The sequence below is a fragment of the Micromonospora sp. IBSANI012 genome (genome assembly GCF_052814045.1).
Genome location: NZ_CP199933.1, coordinates 4,136,763 through 4,153,980, shown reverse-complemented (window position 1 = coordinate 4,153,980; position 17,218 = coordinate 4,136,763). Strand labels below are relative to the sequence as shown.

Below are 17,218 nucleotides of genomic sequence, written 5' to 3'. Positions count from 1 at the left end.
GATGAGCGACACCCAGGACAACAGGCCCTCCAGCGCGCAGGGCGTGGACGAGAAGGCGGCGGCCGGCTGCCCGGTCGCGCACGATTCCGTGACCGCGCACGGCAGCGAGAGCGAGAACCCGGCGATCGACTCGCCGACCCCGAAGACCGGTGGTCGTCCGCACACCAACCGGGACTGGTGGCCCAACCAGCTCGACCTCTCGGTGCTGCATGTCCATTCGTCCAAGGGCAACCCGCTGGGGGAGAGCTTCAGCTACGCCAAGGAGTTCGCCAAGCTCGACGTCGGGGCTCTCAAGCAGGACATCACCCAGGTCCTCACCACCTCGCAGGACTGGTGGCCGGCCGACTTCGGCCACTACGGCGGCCTGATGATCCGGATGAGCTGGCACGCCGCAGGCACCTACCGCATCTACGACGGTCGCGGCGGCGCCGGCGACGGTGGTCAGCGGTTCGCCCCGCTCAACAGCTGGCCGGACAACGCCAACCTCGACAAGGCCCGCCGGCTGCTGTGGCCGGTCAAGCAGAAGTACGGCCAGAAGGTCTCGTGGGCCGACCTGCTCGTGCTCGCCGGCAACGTGGCTCTGGAGTCGATGGGCTTCAAGACCTTCGGCTTCGGCTTCGGCCGGGAGGACGTCTGGGAGCCCGAGGAGATCTTCTGGGGTCCGGAGGACGCCTGGCTCGGCGACGAGCGCTACGTCTCCGAGAAGGAGATGGCGGCCGAGGTCGGGGCGACCGAGATGGGTCTCATCTACGTCAACCCGGAGGGCCCCCGCGGCAACGCGGACCCGGCTGCGGCGGCGCACTTCATCCGCGAGACCTTCGCCCGGATGGCGATGAACGACGAGGAGACCGTCGCCCTCATCGCCGGTGGTCACACCTTCGGCAAGACCCACGGCGCCGGCGTCGCCGACGACCACGTGGGCCCCGAGCCCGAGGCCGCCCCGCTGGAGGCGCAGGGCCTGGGCTGGCTGAGCACCTACGGCAGCGGCAAGGGCGGAGACACGATCACCAGCGGTCTCGAGGTGACGTGGACCGACCGGCCGACGCAGTGGAGCAACCGCTTCTTCGAGATCCTCTTCGGCCACGAGTGGGAACTCACCACGAGCCCCGGCGGTGCGAAGCAGTGGGTTGCCAAGGACGCCGAGGCGATCATCCCGGACGCCCACGACCCGTCGAAGAAGCACAAGCCGACGATGCTCACGACCGACCTGGCGCTACGCGTCGACCCGACGTACGAAAAGATCTCGCGCCGCTTCTTGGAGAACCCGGACGAGTTCGCGCTGGCGTTCGCCAAGGCCTGGTACAAGCTGCTGCACCGGGACATGGGTCCGGTCAGCCGCTTCCTCGGGCCGTGGGTCCCGGAGCCCCAGCTGTGGCAGGACCCGGTGCCGGCCGTCGACCACGAGCTCGTGGGTGACGCCGACGTCGCCGCCCTCAAGGCGAAGGTCCTGGAATCCGGCCTCACGACCGCCCAGATGGTCTCCACCGCCTGGGCCTCCGCCGCCAGCTTCCGGTCCACCGACAAGCGCGGCGGCGCCAACGGCGCCCGGCTCCGTCTCGAGCCGCAGCGCAGCTGGGAGGTCAACCAGCCCGAGCAGCTCACGACGGTCCTGCAGACCCTCGAGGGCATCCAGCGGGAGTTCAACTCCGCCGGCGGCGCGAAGATCTCGCTGGCGGACCTGATCGTGCTGGCCGGCTCGGCCGCCGTCGAGAAGGCGGCGCACGACGCCGGCGTCGAGGTGACCGTGCCATTCCACCCGGGCCGCACCGACGCCACTCAGGAGCAGACCGACGTCGAGTCCTTCCGGGTCCTCGAGCCGCGCGCCGACGGGTTCCGCAACTACCTGCGTCCCGGCGAGAAGACCCAGCCGGAGGTGTTGCTTCTCGACCGTGCCTACATGCTCAGCCTGACCGCGCCCGAGATGACCGTCCTCATCGGCGGCCTGCGCTCCCTCGGGGCCAACGTCGGCGGCACGCGGCACGGCGTCCTCACCGACCGGCCCGGCGTGCTCACCAACGACTTCTTCGCCAACCTGCTCTCCCCGGGCACCCGGTGGAAGGCGTCGGAGTCGGACGAGCACGTATACGAGATCCGGGACCTGGCCACCGATGAGGTGAAGTGGACCGCCACCGCGGTAGATCTCATCTTCGGGTCCAACTCCCAGCTACGGGCCCTCGCGGAGGTCTACGCCAGCCAGGACGCGCGCGACAAGTTCGTTGCCGACTTCGTCGCAGCCTGGACCAAGGTCATGGAACTCGACCGGTTCGACCTCGCCTGACCGGCTCCAGCCGTCGAGCCCCGGTCGATCCACCAGCGATCGACCGGGGCTCGACGTCAGTCCTCGTACCTAAAGGAATATCCGACGGTGCGCGCTGAGATCCACTTCAGCGCGCACCGTTTGCGTTCTGGCTGGTAGGCCCCACCTGCCGAGACGGGTGGCACTCGACCTCGACCCGGTCCTGGGGCCGGGGCGTGAGCCGTGCTCGGGCCAGGAGCGGACGTGTGTCAGGAGCCCGTACGTGAATCCGGCGCAGTCCGGGCGGATGACGACGAGCAAGTACCAGAGTCGCCTAAAATTCCGATATAAGACGTTTGGGGGTATGTAGGGGTTTGTGGAAGGGCGGTAGGAGTTCTTGCTAGCCGGCACAGATGGGCAACAGAGCGAGGTTGATCTGCAGGCCCTGTCAGGCGCGCCAGCCACCCGGCGTTCACGTCGGCGAATCGTCGCGGTGCTGACGCTGGCGCTGGCGGTGTTCCTCCCCCTGGTTGCGCATGTTCTCGAGCTCAGGTCGAAACGGGAAGCCGCTCCGCCCGTGATCCACACGTTCCATGTCAGCCCGACCGGTGACGATGCCCTCGACGGCTCCTCGCCCGCCACAGCATGGCGATCGCTGGACAAGGCCGCCGCCTTCGCCTTCAAGCCGGGAGACAAACTCCTGTTCGAAGGGGGTGCGCACTTTCGTGGGAGCCTGACCTTCGGGCCCGGCGAGGCGGGTGACGCGGCAAATCCGGTCGTCGTCGGCACGTACAACGGCGGCCGTGCCACGATCGAGGCCGCCGGCGGCGCGGGGATCAGGGTGCACAACACGGCCGGCGTCGAGATTCGCGATCTGGTGATCGTCGGCGGCGGCGCGGACAACAGGACCACCGGTGGGATCGAACTCTACTCCGACGTGACCGACGGCCGGAAACTCGACCGCGTGGACATCTCCCGGGTCGAGGTGAGCGGATTCAAGAACGGAATCCAGATCGCCGCCGGCCCGAATTCCACCGGCTTTCGTGGCGTACGGATCCGTGCTGCCAACCTGCACGGCAACACGGAGAATGGACTGATCAGCTTCGGACCTCGCTTCGACGCCGCAGCGCCGCGCTATGCGCACGAGGACGTCGTCGTGTCGGAGGTCGAGGCGCACCACAACTTAGGAGACCCGACCAATCACTTCAGTAACACGGGCAGCGGAATCGCGCTCGGAAGTGTGCGAGGCGGGCGCATCGAGTGGTCCAGCGCGCACGACAACGGGGCGTCGGCTGCGGCGCCCGAAGGGCCGGTCGGCATCTGGACCTGGGATTCGACCGCCGTGGTCATGGAGCGCAATGTCTCGTTCCGCAACCACACGGCCGGCCAGAAGGACGGCGGTGGCTTCGACATGGACCAGAACGTGTCCTCGTCGGTCCTGCAGTACAACCTGTCCTACGACAACGACGGCGCCGGGTACCTGCTCTACAGCGGCCAGTCCAACGCCGCGCACACCGACAACGTCGTCCGCTTCAACATCAGCATCAACGACGCCCGCAAGCTGCCGGAGTACGCGGGCATCCACCTGGCCGGGTCGGTCAACAACGCCGAGGTCTACCACAACACCGTGGTGATGGAGGCGAAGGGCTGGGCCCCCGCGGCCGTCCGCTTGCAGAAGTTCTTTGGTGGCCTGTCCAACGTCGTCCTGCGCAACAACCTGATCGTCTCGGGCGGGACGAACCTCGTGATCGCCGATGAGTTCTCGACGGCCAACGTCCTGTTGCAGGGCAACAACTTCTTCGCCGAATCAGGAGCCTGGGCCGTATCGTGGGCCGGCGCGTCCTATGGCAACCTGGAAGATTGGCGCGCGGCGAGCGGGCAGGAACGCCTCGGGGCGAGGGTCAGCGGATCGAGCGCCGACCCGCGTTTCGGGAGGGCCGATCGCTCCGGCTCGCCGGCCCAACGGGCGAAAGCGCTCACGCCGCGCCGCGATTCGCCGCTGGCCGGCCGCGCCCTCAACCTCCGGTCGCGCTTCAATGTCGATCCGGGACCGGTGGACTTCCTCGGCCGGCCGCTCGTCAGGGCCGGCACCGTCGGGGCCATCCAGCCCGTCGCCTGAGCGACGTCTCGCCACTCGGCGGGACACCGTTGTCGACGGCGTAGGGGGTCAGCCCATCGTGGCGGTCGGCAAACGACGTCGGTCCGGCTTGGCCGTTTGTGGTGGTCGCAGGTTGAGGTCGCCGGGAGCACGTGGCAGGCTCATGCCCCATGATCGATGACTTCGCGAAGACGCACCTGCACAGCGATCTGCGGGAGATTCGCGAGGCGATCCTCTGGAAGCTCGACGGGCTCGGCGAGTACGACATCCGCCGCCCCCTGACCGCGACTGGCACGAATCTTCTCGGCCTGGTGAAGCACCTGTCGGTCTGGGAGGCCATGTACTTCGGCGAGGTCTTCGGGCGGCCGTTTCCCGAACCCCTGGGCCGCTGGGACGACGCCGAGGCGCGTGCCAGCGACATGTGGGCGACCGAGCACGAGACGCGCGAGGAGATCATCGACCGTTACCGTCGCGTGTGGGAGCACTCAGACGCGACGATCAGCGCCCTGGCCATCGATTCACCCGGCTACGTGCCCTGGTGGCCGCGCCCACAGGTCACGCTGTTCACCATCCTGGTCCACATCCTCACCGAGACGAGCCGGCACGCCGGACACGCCGACATCCTGCGCGAACAGCTCGACGGCTCGACAGGTACAGCAGCCTGGGACGCCAACGCCCAGCGCGACGCGGCCTTCTGGGAAGCCAGACGCGTGGAGATCGAGCGGGCCGCCAAGGCAGCCGATTCAACCCTTGGCTGAGGGGCGTTCGTAGCCGGTGATCGCCGCCGTTGAGCGATGGTCAACGATGGTCGGGTGCAGGTGATCTCGGCATCGCGTCCGCATCGAGCGATCGCGCCGTCGGGATGGCGGCCGACCTCGTCAGGTCGTCGTCGAATCCGGCGGGATTCAGCAGCTGGAAGCGCCACGCGTCCCGGCACATCGCGGCGAGGTTCCGGGTCGTGCGCCAGCCCCACTTCCGGGCCGCCGCGCCAGGGTCGGCAACCAGTCTGGCCACATCACCTTGCCGCCGTTCGACGATGTCGTACGGCAGGGACTTCCCACAGGTCGCGCTGACCGCCCGCACGAGCTCCAGGACTGACGTCCCGACGCCAGTGCCGAGATTGAGGGTCTCCAGTCCCGTCACCTCGTCGAGACGCTCCAGTGCGATGCGGTGCGCCTGGGCGACGTCCATGACATGGATGTAGTCGCGCACCGCCGTACCGTCCGCGGTGGCGTAGTCGCGGCCGAAGATCCTCAGCCGTTCGAGCCGGCCGATTGCGACCTGCATCAGGTAGGGCATCACGTTCTGCGGGATGCCGCGGGGGTCCTCGCCGAGCAACCCGCTGGGATGTGCGCCAACCGGGTTGAAGTATCGCAGCGAATAGACCGCCAGCTCCGGGTGCTGCCGGCAAGCATCGGCGATGATCTGTTCGCACATCCATTTCGATCTCGCGTACGGGTTCGTCGGCCGTGCCGGGGCCTGCTCGTCGATCGGGATCCGGGCCGCCTCCCCGTAGATGGAACAGGATGAGGAGAAGACCAGGCGGTGCACGCCGTTTTCCCGCATGCTTCGCAACAGGCTCGTCGTGCCACCGACGTTCGTGTCGTAGTAGTCGACGGGGATCCACACCGATTCGCCGACAGCCTTCCTCCCGGCGAAGTGGATGACCGCATCGATGGGGTTCTCCGCAAAGATCGCCGAGAGCGCCTGACGATCACGGACGTCGGCCTCGTAGACGCTCAGCAGGGGACGGCCCGCCACCTTCTCGACCCGGACCGGTGCCGCTGGTGAGCTGTTGGAGTAGTTGTCGACAACGCACACCTCGTAGCCATGCTCGAGCAACTCGACGCAGGTGTGGCTCCCGATGAAGCCGGCGCCGCCGGTCACCAGGACAGTCTTCGGGCCAGACATGAGAACTTCCTTCCAGTAAGTCCGCGCAGCGGGGCGTTAACGGGTATGGAGCAACACGGCGGGGCCGGAGTAGTCGGCGATGGCCGCCGCGAGCGGGAGGAGCGCCAGCACGCCGACCAGCAGGGGTCCGGCGGCGGTTGAGACGGCTGACCGTACGCGCAGCCCGGCGGCCCGGGCTGCCTCCACCACATGCAGGGCGGGTACGGCGAGGCCCGCCGCCGCGTAACAGAGTGCGCCGAGAATGCAGAGGAAGACGTACCCCGGAGTGTGTGCCGACCGCTCGCCGAGCAGGGCGGCCGCGGACAGCACCACGGTGATCGCCGCATAGGGCAGGACGAGTCGGGTGGGGAGTGGCTCCAGGCCGGTGCGCGCCTTGGGGGTGACCTTGAACGAGACCTGCTTGGGCCGCGCGTTCAGCCGCGTCGCGGCCAGGACGCCCCAGACGACGTACGGCCAACGGGTCAGGGCGAACAGGACACCTTCCCAGCTCAAGACGGGCACGGATCGGGGGCGTAACAGCCCGCGCCGGCGGAGCAGCAAAGTCAGTAGCGGCAGCCACAGCGACACCGCAGCCAGGCGGGCCAGGAATTCCAGATAGTTGACGTTGACCCACGGCAGCCCGGTGACCGCGGCGAACGGCGGCAGGGCGAGGCCGACGACGGTCGCGATCGCCAGTAGCGGGTAGTAGGACAGCTGAAACGCGAAGCGCAGCCGCAACGCGGCGCCCATCCGCCGCAGGTGATCCGGCGCGAGGTCGTAGCGCAGCACGGTGAGGCTGCGCGACCACTGGAACTCCTGGATCAGCATGTCGGCGACGGTGAGCGGGCCGTCGCCGTGCGCCTCGGCGTCGATGGCGAAGGCACCCTGCCAGCCGGCGGAGGTGAGCAGGAACGTCGTGGAGAAGTCCTCGGCCAGTTCGGGGCCGAGACCGCCGATGTCGCGCAGCGCCTCCGTCCGTACGGCGTAGTGCGAGCCGATGCACAGGGGAGCCAGGCCGCGGTTGTGGCCCAGCTGCACCGGGCCGTGAAAGGTCGCCTCGCGGTGCAGCCGTCCCCGCGCCGACCACGAGTTTCCGCTGTTGGCGTCACAGACGCTCGGCGCGGCGACGTAGCCGATGGCGGGATCGGCGAACGGTCGCGTGATCGCGGCAAGATAGGTCGGTTGGGGCACGTGATCACAGTCGAGCTGGGCGACCACGTCGTAGTCCCGGTAACCCCAGTGGTCGTAGAAGTAGGCGAGGTTGCCTTCCTTGCAGCGGGTGCGGCGAGGCCAGGTGGCCCGGTGGTAGGCGGTGACGCCACGTCGACTGGACACCCAGACCCCGTTCGCGGCGCACCATCGCAGGGCCTGCTCGGACGGGTCCTCGTCGCAGAGCCAGACGTCGTACGGGTAGGGAAACTGCTGGGCCAGCATCGCGGTGAGGGTGCGGTGGGCGAGCGACCAGGGTTCTGACGGTGCGCGCGTCACCACAAAGGCCACCCGCAGCCGCGGCACCCCGAGCGCGGGATTGACCTGCCGCAATCGCGAGACGGCGAGGAGGTAGTAGGCGGGCAGCCCGGTCAGATACAGCAGCAGCAGACTGTTCAGGGCCAGTCCCGCCCAGCCGACGCGGTGCGCGGGTTGCCACCACCACAGCCAGAAGGCCACGAAGCAGGTCGCCCAGCCGGCGGTCAGCCCGGCGACGGCCACCCGGTCGCGCCGGCGCAGGGCCGATACGAAGGTGGCTGCCCGGGTGACGCGCCGGTGCCGGAAGGGCGCGAGGGTCGGTCCACCGGGCCCGGCGTGTAGGACCTTGCCGCCCGAGAGATTCCGGATCTCGGTTTCGAGCGTCTCGAATGCTGGCCGAGCGGGAGCGCTCATGCCGCGGTCCGTGCCCGCTGCCCGGCCCAGATCTCCGGCGATCTTTCCGATCGCCGGACGCCCGCGCCGAGACGGTAGTGCCGACCGGAGTCTTCCGTACCGGATGCGTCCGCCCGACGACGCCCGCCGGCTCGCCGATTCCCCGAAGTCTGCACGTGCACTTGCGGTCCCCGTATCAAGATCGATGATTGTCGATGCGATAGCGCTCAGTGGTCCCGGTTCTGTCCAGCAGGGGGATCGTCGGTCAGCGCGAAACCGACTAAAGCGATGCTAGTAGCAGCAATCCCGCAAAACCCGAGTATCGGCACATAAGGGGCAAAGCATGAGGTCGGGACTCACGGGACGGGAGGTGCCGCTGCGGGATCCGGCACCTGCTGAACCGCGAACGCGAGTGCCTTGCCGCGGGCCTCGGTCAGTAGAGGCCGCGCTCGCGGGCCGCCAGGCGGGTCAGACCCAGTAACGCGTCCAGGTGCGGGGTGGGCGCGCTGGTCAGCGCGCCGATCTCACCGACGGCGGTGACCAGGGCGTCCAGCTCGATAGTGCGACCAGCCTCGGCGTCCTGGAGCATGGAGGTCTTGAAGGCTCCAAGCCGTCTGGTGGCCTCCGTGCGCTCCGCGATGCTCTGCGAGATCGGGCAGCCGATCCGCACACCGATCTCGGCCGCCTCCGTCATGACCCGCTGTACGAACGTGTTGACCAGCGCGTCGTCGAGGATGCGGTCGGCGGTGGCGCCGGTCAGCGCGGAGATCGGGTTCATGGTCATGTTGCCCCAGAGCTTGTACCAGACGTCCCGCTGGATCGACTCCGAAACCGTCACCGTGAACCCGCCGCGGCGCAGCAGCGTGGCCACCGCCGCCGCCCGCGGGGACGCCACGCCCGACGGCTCGCCGATGATCAGCTGGTCACCTGCGGTGTGCACGGCGTGCCCGGGCCGGAGGGTGCGAGCGGCGAGGTGGACCACGCAGCCGATCACCTGCTCAGGTGGCAGCGCCTTCGAGACGACGCCGCCGGGATCGACCGCGTCCAGGACGGTGCCGGCCAGTGGGCCGCCGAAGTCGTGGAAGAACCACCACGGCACCCCGTTCAGCGCCGGGACCAGCACGGTCTCCGGGGTGAGCAGCGGCACCAGCGCGGGCGCGAGCGCGGGCAGGTGGTGCGCCTTCACCGCGAGGATCACGACGTCCTGTGGGCCCAGTGCCGCGGCATCGTCGGTGGCCGCGGCCACCGGGGCGGCCTGCGGCCCGCCGTCGCGCGGGCTCAACAACCAGCCGTGCGTACGCAACGAGGCCAGCGTTTCGTTCCTGGCCAGGGCCGACACGGGGAGCCCGGCCAGGGCCAGGCGCGCGCCGATCACCCCACCGACCGCGCCCGCCCCGACCACGCAGACGTTTCGCACGGAGCCGAAGCTACACCCACGTGGAGCCAGGCCGCCGTGGCCGCAGGCGCCGCGACGACGCCCACCCGGGTCTCGAGGGTTCGTCAGACCCGAGCCCACTCCGCGGAACCAAAGACATTCACACACTTGCATGTCTCAATCTAATTCGTGTATGAAGGTTCAAAGGCACGTCCGGATGCTGGTTCCGGGGAGGAGCGACGATGAAACATGCCCTGCGCCGCCTGCGAACGGCGGCGGTCGCGCTCGGCGCCTGCACACTTGGGCTGAGCCTGCTGTCGGTACCCGCCGCCGAGGCGTACTCGGTGCGACCTCTCGCACCACACTCCGAGCGGGCGCCCGAATCGGATCAGTTCTCGGCCGAGGGCGTCACCACGGTTGGTGAACTCCGCACCGTCGACGGCTCCCTGTCCTACGCCCGGGGCGGCCGGACGCAGATCATTCGGCACCCCGGCGCGGCGTACGTCAAGGTGCACTTCAGCTCACTGCGACTGGCCCACGGCGAATACGTCACGGTGTCGAGCCCCGACGGCGAGGAGAGCTACCGATACGACCGCCACCTGAACCGGGCGACCGGCTCGGACTACACCATCGACGGGCGGCCGGGCTTCTGGGCGATGTCGGTGGAGGGTGACACCGCAGTGGTGACGCTGCACAGCAGCCGCCGCTCCCGTGGCGGCGCCGCCATCATCGACCGGTTCTGGCGCGGCTACGACCGCACGGAGATCACGCAGCACAACTTCTCCACGCTCTCCGTCTGCAGCACCGACGCTCGCCGCGATGTGGTCTGCTACCAGAGCAGCCACCCCAGCGAGTACGCCCGCGGCAACGCGGTGGCGCGGCTGCTGATCAGCGGCGGTGGGCTGTGCACCACCTGGCGGGTCGGCAACACCAACCGCATGCTGACCAACAAGCACTGCTTCTCGACGCAGTCCGCCGTCAGCGGCAGCGAGATGCAGTTCAACTACCAGTGCGCCACCTGTGGCGGCGCGAACCCTGGGCCCGGCACCAAGGTAAGCGGCGCCACCCTCTACAAGGTAAGCTCCGGCGGCTCCGGCGAACTGGACTACACCCTGTACTCGGTGAACAACTTCACCAACATCCAAAGCTTCGGCACGCTGTACCTGGCGACGACCGCCACCAGCACCGGCACGCGGATGTACATCCCGGGGCACGGTGACGGCAGCCCGAAGCGCCTGTCGATCTACGAGAACACCCAAGGTGGCACGACGTGCACCGTGCGGAACGCGAACTACAACACCTGGAACATCAGCTACAGCTGTGACACCTCTGGCGGCAACTCGGGCTCGCCGGTGCTGAACGCCAGCCACCGGGTGATCGCCCTGCACCACCTCGGCGGCTGCCCTTCGAACCAGGGGGCAAAGGCGCATCTGATCTACAACGAGATCGCCAGCCTGATCGACAACGGCTGACGACTGCTGACAACGGCGGGCCGTTGGGGCGCGATCCGCGCCCCGACGGCCCATCGGCATGCGGTACCTGCACGCCACCACAGCCGGCGGCGGCACCTCGATAGATTGACAGCACATAGACGTACTGGTATCTGTTAATAAGGTTATCTAATGCGTCACGGCGGTAACCGGGACCGTCCGAAGCGGCGCAGGCCACCAACCGGAGGGCGGTAGCCCCGCACCCCCCATCCGAGGAGAGCCCATGCTTCGCAAGCGGACAGTCGCCCACCTCTCAGCGGCTCTGCTGGTATCCACCGCGACGGTTGGCTACGGCCTGTCGTCGGCCAGCGCCGCGTCGGCCGGGCCGATCACCGGCCTCGGGGGGAAGTGCGTCGACGTGGCCGGCGCCAACCCGGCCAACGGCACGCCGGTCCAGCTCTGGGACTGCAACGGCACCGCGGCCCAGGCATGGACGGTCGGCAATGCGGACGGCTCGGTCCGCGCGCTCGGCAAGTGCCTGGACGTCACGGCCGCGTCGACCGCAGACGGCGCCAAGGTGCAGCTGCACGACTGCAACGGCACCGGCGCCCAGAAGTGGGCCGTCAGCAACGGTGCGCTGGTCAACACCGGCTCGGGCAAGTGCCTCGACACCACGGACTGGAGCACGGCCAACGGCACCCGGTTGCAGATCTGGAGCTGCTCCGGCAGCGCCAACCAGCGGTGGGTCCTGCCCGGCGGCGGTGCCACGCCCAGCCCGTCCGCCCCGGCCGGCGCCCCCCTCGACGACCCGGCGAAGAAGGACGTCGCCATGCAGCTCGTCTCGGCGGCGGAGAACTCCTCGCTCGACTGGCGCGCGCAGTTCTCCTACATCGAGGACATCGGCGACGGGCGGGGCTACACCGCCGGCATCATCGGTTTCTGCTCCGGCACGGGCGACATGCTCGCACTGGTGGAGGCTTACACGAGGACCAAGCCCGGCAACGTGCTGGCCGGGTACCTGCCGGCCCTGCGCGCCGTCGACGGCACCGACTCGCACGCCGGCCTCGACCCGTACTTCCCCCGCGACTGGCGGACCGCCGCCGCGGACCCGGTGTTCCGGGCCGCGCAGGAGGCCGAGCGGGACCGGGTGTACTTCAACCCTTCGGTACGCGACGGCAAGGCCGACGGGGTACGGGCGCTCGGGCAGTTCGCCTACTACGACGCGGCGGTGATGCACGGCTACGAGGGCATGCGGGGGATCCGCAGCCGCGCGCTCACCCGGGCGAAGCCGCCGGCGCAGGGCGGCGACGAGCGGACCTGGCTGAACGCCTTTCTTGATGAGCGGGTCGCCGAGATGAGGAAGGAGGCGGCTCACTCGGACACCTCCCGCGTCGACACCGCCCAGCGGGTCTTCCTCAACAACGGCAACTTCAACCTGAACACGCCGCTGGTCTTCGCCGTCTACGGCGACCAGTACCGCATCGGCTGACGCCCGCCCCCCGGTCGCGAGGGGGTAGGTCGTCGCCTGTCACATGAGGGGCGATGCGACGAGGCCCGCGGTCGCCGCGATCGCATGGTCGTCCACGCCCGGGGTGCCCGGGGCAGGGAGCGTGGTAGACATTCCGCGTGGTGGAGGTGAGCCAGCCCGGCGAGCGCAGCGTCGACGACGCGGTCCTGGACGCTGCCCGGGACTGCGTCCTCGCCTACGGGGTGCGTCGCACGACGCTGACGGACGTGGCGCGACGTGCCGGGGTCTCGCGGATGACGGTTTACCGGCGCTGGCCGGACGTGCAGTCGCTGATCGGGGACCTGATGAGCCGGGAGTGGCATCAGGTGCTGGTGGAGGCCGCGGACGACGGGCGTGCGGGCTCGGCCCGGTCCCGCCTGGTCTCGCGGGTGGTGGCGGCGGCCCGGGTGCTACGAAGTCACCCGTTGCTGTGCAAGATCCGCGACGTCGATCCGGAGGTGCTGCTGCCGTACCTGCTCGACCGGCGCGGCAACGGCCAGGACGAGATGCTGCGGTTTCTCGTGGCGGCGCTGGTCGATGGCCACGAGGACGGCTCGGTCCGTGCCGACGAGGCCGAGGTGCTGGCCCGCATGGTCTACCTGACCACGCAGTCCTTCGTGCTGTCCCTCCGCACAGTCGCCGATGACGTGCCGGTCGCCGAGTTCGACCGGGAGCTGGCCCGGCTGGTCGACGGCTACCTGCGGCCGGACTAGGCCTGCGTCCAAGTCGCTGTGTCCGCAGTACGGCCGCCGGAGACGTGAACGGGTGGGGTGGCCGACTTCGACAGGGCCCTAGCCGCAGATGATCCGCAGCGCGCGCGGGCGGAGCGTGACGTGCACCTGGTCGCCCCGGCCGATCGGGTCGCCGTCCCCGTACGCGACCACCGGCCGGTCGGCACGTACCGTGACCGAGCTGCCGCGGTAGGTCGTGACCTGCCGGCGTCCGAGGTGCCAGCCGGCGCGCATCTGTCGCAACACGACCGGGAACAGCAGCTTCGGAGCGTGTCGGACCACGACGACGTCCAGCGCTCCGTCGTCGGGCCGCGCCGTCGGGGCGATGTGCAGCCCGCGGCCGTAGTACCCGCAGTTGGCCACCACCACCGTGTAGGCGTGCAGCTCCTCCGTCCGACCGTCCACGGTGATCGTGTACCGGGTCCGCGGCCACCGCAGCAGCGCCCGCAGCCCGGTGGTGGGATACACCAGCGACGCGGGCAGGCGTGACCGGTTGGCCAGCTCGTTGGCGGCCGCGTCGACGCCCGTGTAGACGCTGCCGACGACTGTCTGCCCGGCGACGCGGAGCACGTCGAGGTGCCGGAGCCGGCCGTGCAGCAGCAGGTCGGCGACGGCATCGGGGGAGTGCGGCAACCGCAACTGACGGGCGAAGTCGTTGCCGCGCCCGGCCGGGATGACGCCGAGCACGCCGCCGAGGTCGGCGACCACGCCGGCGAGCAGCCGGATGGTGCCGTCACCGCCGGCGGCGACGACCACCTCGTCGTCCTGCACCGCGGCGGTGGCGCGGTGGCGGGCCTGCTCAACGGTCTGCGTGAACTCCACCCGGATCCGCGCGCCGGCGGCGCGGAGCTGGTGGGCCACCGGCATCACGCGGGACAGTCCTCGGCGCGCGGCTGGCCCGAGGATCACGGTGAAGGCGCGCACCTCACGGCACCAGAATGCCGGGGTTCAGGATGCCGGCCGGGTCCAGCTGCTGCTTGACCGCGCGGAGCAGGTCGACGGCCACGTCTCCGATCTCGGCGGCGTACCAGGCGCGGTGGTCCGCGCCGACTCCGTGGTGGTGGCTGATCGTGGCGCCGGTGACGGCGATCGCCTCGCTGGCCGCCGCCTTCGCCGTCCGCCAGCGGCCGATCGGGTCCGATCCGGGCGAGCAGATCACTGTGAAGTACAGCGACGCGCCGGTCTCGTAGACATGGGAGACGTGGCCCAGCACCAGCGCCCCGTCGGGCAGCGCGTCGAGGATCGCCTGGCGGACCTGGGCGTGCACCTCCGGCAGCGCCGACCAGTACGCCGCGGTCTCCAGCGTCTCCGCGAACGCCCCGGCGTCCAGCAGCGCATCCCGCAGGTAGGGGGCGTCGAAGCGGTGTCGTGCCCACTGTTGCCCGGCCTCCTCACCCAGCGGCACCCCGCCGTGCGCGGCCAGCACATCGGCGGCGGCCTCGACGGTGGGCAGGACCTCCTCGCCCTCGTACCCGGCGATCAGCAGGCAGCCGCCCTCCGAGCGTCCGGAGCCGGCGGCCCCGATCATGGTCTCGATCTCGTCGGAGAGCCGCAGCAGCGTGGGTCGCGGCCCGTCCTGCGCCAGCCGCCGTACCGCGTGCAGGCCGTCGGCGAACGATTCGAACCGCCAGCCCTCGTAGTGTGACCGGGCGGGCAGCGGACGTACCCGCACGGTGACGTCGGTGATGACGCCGAGCGTCCCCTCGCTGCCCAGGAAGAGCTGTCGCAGGTCGGGACCGGCGGCCGAGGCGGGAGCCCGGCCCACCTGGACGGTGCCCCGGGGCGTGGCGACGGTCAACCCCATCACCATGTCGTCGAAGCGGCCGTAACCGGCCGACGCCTGGCCGGACGAGCGGGTGGCGGCGAATCCGCCGATGGTGGCGTACTCGTAGGACTGGGGGACGTGGCCGAGGGTGAATCCGTGCTCGGCGAGCAGTTCGGTGGCCTGCGGGGCGCGCAGCCCCGCCTGCAGGGTGGCGGTCCGGGACACCGGGTCGACGGCGAGAACCTGGTTCAGCCGTCCCAGGTCGAGGGCGACGTGCTGAGCCGCGGCGGGGGTCAGCCCACCCACCACCGAGGTGCCGCCACCGAAGGGGACCACGGCCACCCCGAACCGGGAGCAGATGTCGAGGACGGACACCACCTGACGGTGGTCGGCCGGGCGGATCACCGCCTGCGGGGCCAGGCGCACCTCACCGCGTCGGTCCCGCAACAGGTCCGGCGTCGACATCCCCGACGCGTGGCGTACCCGGCACTCTCCGGTGGTGACCACGTGCCCGTCGCCGACCACCTGCCGCAGCGCGTCGAGGACCGCACCGTCCAGCTCGCAGTCCGGCACCGCGACCGCTGCCAGCGGCACGGCCGGCGTTGGGGGCGTCAGGTCGAGCACCTGCGCCAGCAGGCGGGACGCGGAATCCGGCAGCTTCACGTCCTTCTCAGTTCCCCAACGGGCCCAGCCGGCGGTCGACGCTTCCCCTCGTACATCCATGTGTGACAGAGTTACATCAGATGTCACTTGAGCGCAAGGAGGGTGTGTGCGCACATCGTTGACCGGCGCAGGCCGGGAGCGGGACCTGACCGAGCTGGCCGCCGGCAACGTCGTCGACGTCCTCGTCGTCGGGCTGGGCGTCACCGGCGCCGGGGTGGCGCTCGACGCCGCCAGCCGCGGCCTGTCCGTGGTCGCCGTCGACGCCAACGACCTGGCTCACGGCACCTCCCGGTGGAGTTCCAAGCTCGTCCACGGCGGCCTGCGCTACCTCGCCCACGGCCAGCTCGGGATCGCCTACGAGAGCGCCGTCGAACGCCACGTCCTGCTGACCCGCACCGCCCCGCACCTGACGCGCCCCCTGCCGATGCTGCTTGCCGCGACCGGATACACCACCGGTTGGCAGGACCGCGCCGCGGCAGCCGGCCTCCGCGCCGGGGACCTGTTGCGCACCTGTGCCGGAACATCCCGCCGGACCCTGCCGGGCACCCGCAGGCTCGGCGCGGCCGAGGCGAGCGCGATGGCGCCGGCGCTGCGCCCGGCCGGGCTCCGCGGAGCGCACCTGTCCTGGGACGGCCAGCTCTGCGACGACGCCCGACTGGTCGTCGGCCTGGCCCGCGCCGCCGCGGCACGATCCGCCCGCATCCTGCCCCGCTGTCGCGCCATCGAACTGCACCGCGACGGCGCCACCATCGAAGACACCCTCACCGGGGCCCGCCTGCACGTCACCGCGCGCTCCGTGATCAACGCCGCCGGTGTGTGGGCGAGCAGCCTGACGCCGCACGTACGCCTGCGCCCGTCCCGCGGCACCCACATCGTCCTGTCCGCCGCCCGCCTGGGCGGGCTCTGGACCGGACTGACCATCCCGGTACCCGGGCAGTTCACCCGCTACGTCTTCGCCCTGCCCCAGACCGACGGTCTGGTCTATGCCGGACTGACCGACGAAGCGGTGGACGGACCGGTGCCGGACGTGCCGGAGCCCGCCGACGCCGACGTCGCATTCCTGCTCGACGTGCTCAACAGCGTCCTCGACCAGCCCCTGCGACCCGCCGACGTGCTCGGCGCCTTCGCGGGACTCCGCCCGCTGCTCGCCGACGCGGACGCCCGGACCGCCGACCTCTCCCGACGACACGCCGTCATCGACGACCCGGACGGGATCATCAGCGTGGTCGGCGGCAAGCTCACCACCTACCGACGGATGGCGGAGGACGCCGTCGACACCGCCGTCCGCCGGCGCGGCCTCGCCGCCGGCGCCTGCCGCACCCGCCGCCTCCCGCTGCCAGGCGCCGCGAGCAGGGCCCAGTTGGCCCGGGTCCCCGCGCCACGCCGGCTTGTTCAGCGGTACGGCACCGAAGCGGTCGCCGTGCTGGCCGAGGCGCCGGCCGACCTCCGCCGGCCGATCAGCCCCGACATCCCGGTCACCGGCGCCGAACTGCTCTGGGCCGCCCGCCACGAACTCGCCCTCACCGTCGACGACCTGCTCGACCGACGCACCCGGATCGGACTCGTCCCGGCACACCGCGAGGCCGCGCTGCCCGTGGCGCGGGATGTTCTCGCGCTGGCTGCCGACGGCACGGCAAACCCCACCGGAGCGTCGACCTGAACG

12 protein-coding genes are annotated in these 17,218 nt (G+C 70.3%); 7 read left to right on the top strand and 5 right to left on the bottom strand.

Annotated elements, in window-relative coordinates; translation table 11 throughout:
- The first annotated feature begins 1 nt into the window (after position 1).
- From katG to ACTWM8_RS19150, 3 genes are all read left to right on the top strand, one after another.
- Entirely contained in the window at positions 2-2,278 is a 2,277-nt protein-coding gene (gene katG / locus ACTWM8_RS19160; RefSeq protein ID WP_446210244.1) for a catalase/peroxidase HPI, read from the top strand.
- A gap of 451 nt (positions 2,279-2,729) precedes the next feature.
- Entirely contained in the window at positions 2,730-4,355 is a 1,626-nt protein-coding gene (locus ACTWM8_RS19155; RefSeq protein WP_446210243.1) for a right-handed parallel beta-helix repeat-containing protein, read from the top strand.
- Between the two features lie 149 nt (positions 4,356-4,504).
- Positions 4,505-5,092, top strand: coding sequence for a DinB family protein (locus ACTWM8_RS19150; RefSeq protein ID WP_446210242.1), 588 nt, complete (start codon positions 4,505-4,507; stop codon positions 5,090-5,092).
- A gap of 40 nt (positions 5,093-5,132) precedes the next feature.
- Here ACTWM8_RS19150 and galE read toward each other — a convergent pair whose 3' ends face one another.
- The 3 genes from galE to ACTWM8_RS19135 form a co-directional block, all read right to left on the bottom strand.
- The gene (gene galE / locus ACTWM8_RS19145) at positions 5,133-6,221 is read right to left on the bottom strand and encodes a UDP-glucose 4-epimerase GalE (RefSeq protein ID WP_446210241.1); all 1,089 of its coding nucleotides are present in this window, start codon (positions 6,219-6,221) and stop codon (positions 5,133-5,135) included.
- 60 nt (positions 6,222-6,281) lie between these two features.
- A complete protein-coding gene (locus tag ACTWM8_RS19140) occupies positions 6,282-8,105 on the bottom strand; it encodes a glycosyltransferase family 2 protein (RefSeq protein ID WP_446210240.1) in 1,824 nt (607 codons plus the stop codon).
- A 412-nt stretch (positions 8,106-8,517) separates the two neighbouring features.
- A complete protein-coding gene (locus tag ACTWM8_RS19135) occupies positions 8,518-9,501 on the bottom strand; it encodes a 2-dehydropantoate 2-reductase (RefSeq protein WP_446210239.1) in 984 nt (327 codons plus the stop codon).
- Between the two features lie 200 nt (positions 9,502-9,701).
- Between ACTWM8_RS19135 and ACTWM8_RS19130 the strand changes: the two genes are divergently transcribed.
- The 3 genes from ACTWM8_RS19130 (at position 9,702) to ACTWM8_RS19120 (ending at position 13,109) form a co-directional block, all read left to right on the top strand.
- Entirely contained in the window at positions 9,702-10,931 is a 1,230-nt protein-coding gene (locus tag ACTWM8_RS19130) for a trypsin-like serine peptidase (RefSeq protein ID WP_446210238.1), read from the top strand.
- Positions 10,932-11,172: 241 nt separating this feature from the next.
- Positions 11,173-12,378 (top strand): chitosanase, encoded by a 1,206-nt coding sequence (locus ACTWM8_RS19125; protein ID WP_446210237.1) that lies wholly within the window; start codon positions 11,173-11,175, stop codon positions 12,376-12,378.
- A 137-nt stretch (positions 12,379-12,515) separates the two neighbouring features.
- Entirely contained in the window at positions 12,516-13,109 is a 594-nt protein-coding gene (locus ACTWM8_RS19120; protein ID WP_446210236.1) for a TetR/AcrR family transcriptional regulator, read from the top strand.
- A gap of 78 nt (positions 13,110-13,187) precedes the next feature.
- Here the strand turns inward: ACTWM8_RS19120 and ACTWM8_RS19115 are convergent, their stop codons facing one another.
- Together ACTWM8_RS19115 and ACTWM8_RS19110 are read right to left on the bottom strand one after the other, a co-directional pair.
- Positions 13,188-14,051, bottom strand: a complete 864-nt coding sequence (locus tag ACTWM8_RS19115) for a diacylglycerol/lipid kinase family protein (RefSeq protein WP_446210235.1) — start codon at positions 14,049-14,051, stop codon at positions 13,188-13,190.
- 1 nt (position 14,052) lies between these two features.
- Positions 14,053-15,615: an FAD-binding oxidoreductase gene (locus tag ACTWM8_RS19110; protein WP_446210234.1), complete on the bottom strand. Its 1,563-nt coding sequence runs from the start codon at positions 15,613-15,615 to the stop codon at positions 14,053-14,055.
- Between the two features lie 46 nt (positions 15,616-15,661).
- Here ACTWM8_RS19110 and ACTWM8_RS19105 point away from each other — a divergent pair, with 46 nt between their 5' ends.
- Positions 15,662-17,215 (top strand): glycerol-3-phosphate dehydrogenase/oxidase, encoded by a 1,554-nt coding sequence (locus ACTWM8_RS19105; RefSeq protein WP_446210233.1) that lies wholly within the window; start codon positions 15,662-15,664, stop codon positions 17,213-17,215.
- The last annotated feature ends 3 nt before the right edge of the window (positions 17,216-17,218 follow it).

Excerpts from the sequence above, each read along its gene's own strand:
- katG (WP_446210244.1), top strand. The coding sequence starts at position 2 with ATGAGCGACACCCAGGACAACAGGCCCTCCAGCGCGCAGGGCGTGGAC.
- ACTWM8_RS19150 (WP_446210242.1), top strand. The coding sequence starts at position 4,505 with ATGATCGATGACTTCGCGAAGACGCACCTGCACAGCGATCTGCGGGAG.
- ACTWM8_RS19140 (WP_446210240.1), bottom strand. The coding sequence starts at position 8,105 with ATGAGCGCTCCCGCTCGGCCAGCATTCGAGACGCTCGAAACCGAGATC.
- ACTWM8_RS19130 (WP_446210238.1), top strand. The coding sequence starts at position 9,702 with ATGAAACATGCCCTGCGCCGCCTGCGAACGGCGGCGGTCGCGCTCGGC.
- ACTWM8_RS19125 (WP_446210237.1), top strand. The coding sequence starts at position 11,173 with ATGCTTCGCAAGCGGACAGTCGCCCACCTCTCAGCGGCTCTGCTGGTA.
- ACTWM8_RS19110 (WP_446210234.1), bottom strand. The coding sequence starts at position 15,615 with ATGGATGTACGAGGGGAAGCGTCGACCGCCGGCTGGGCCCGTTGGGGA.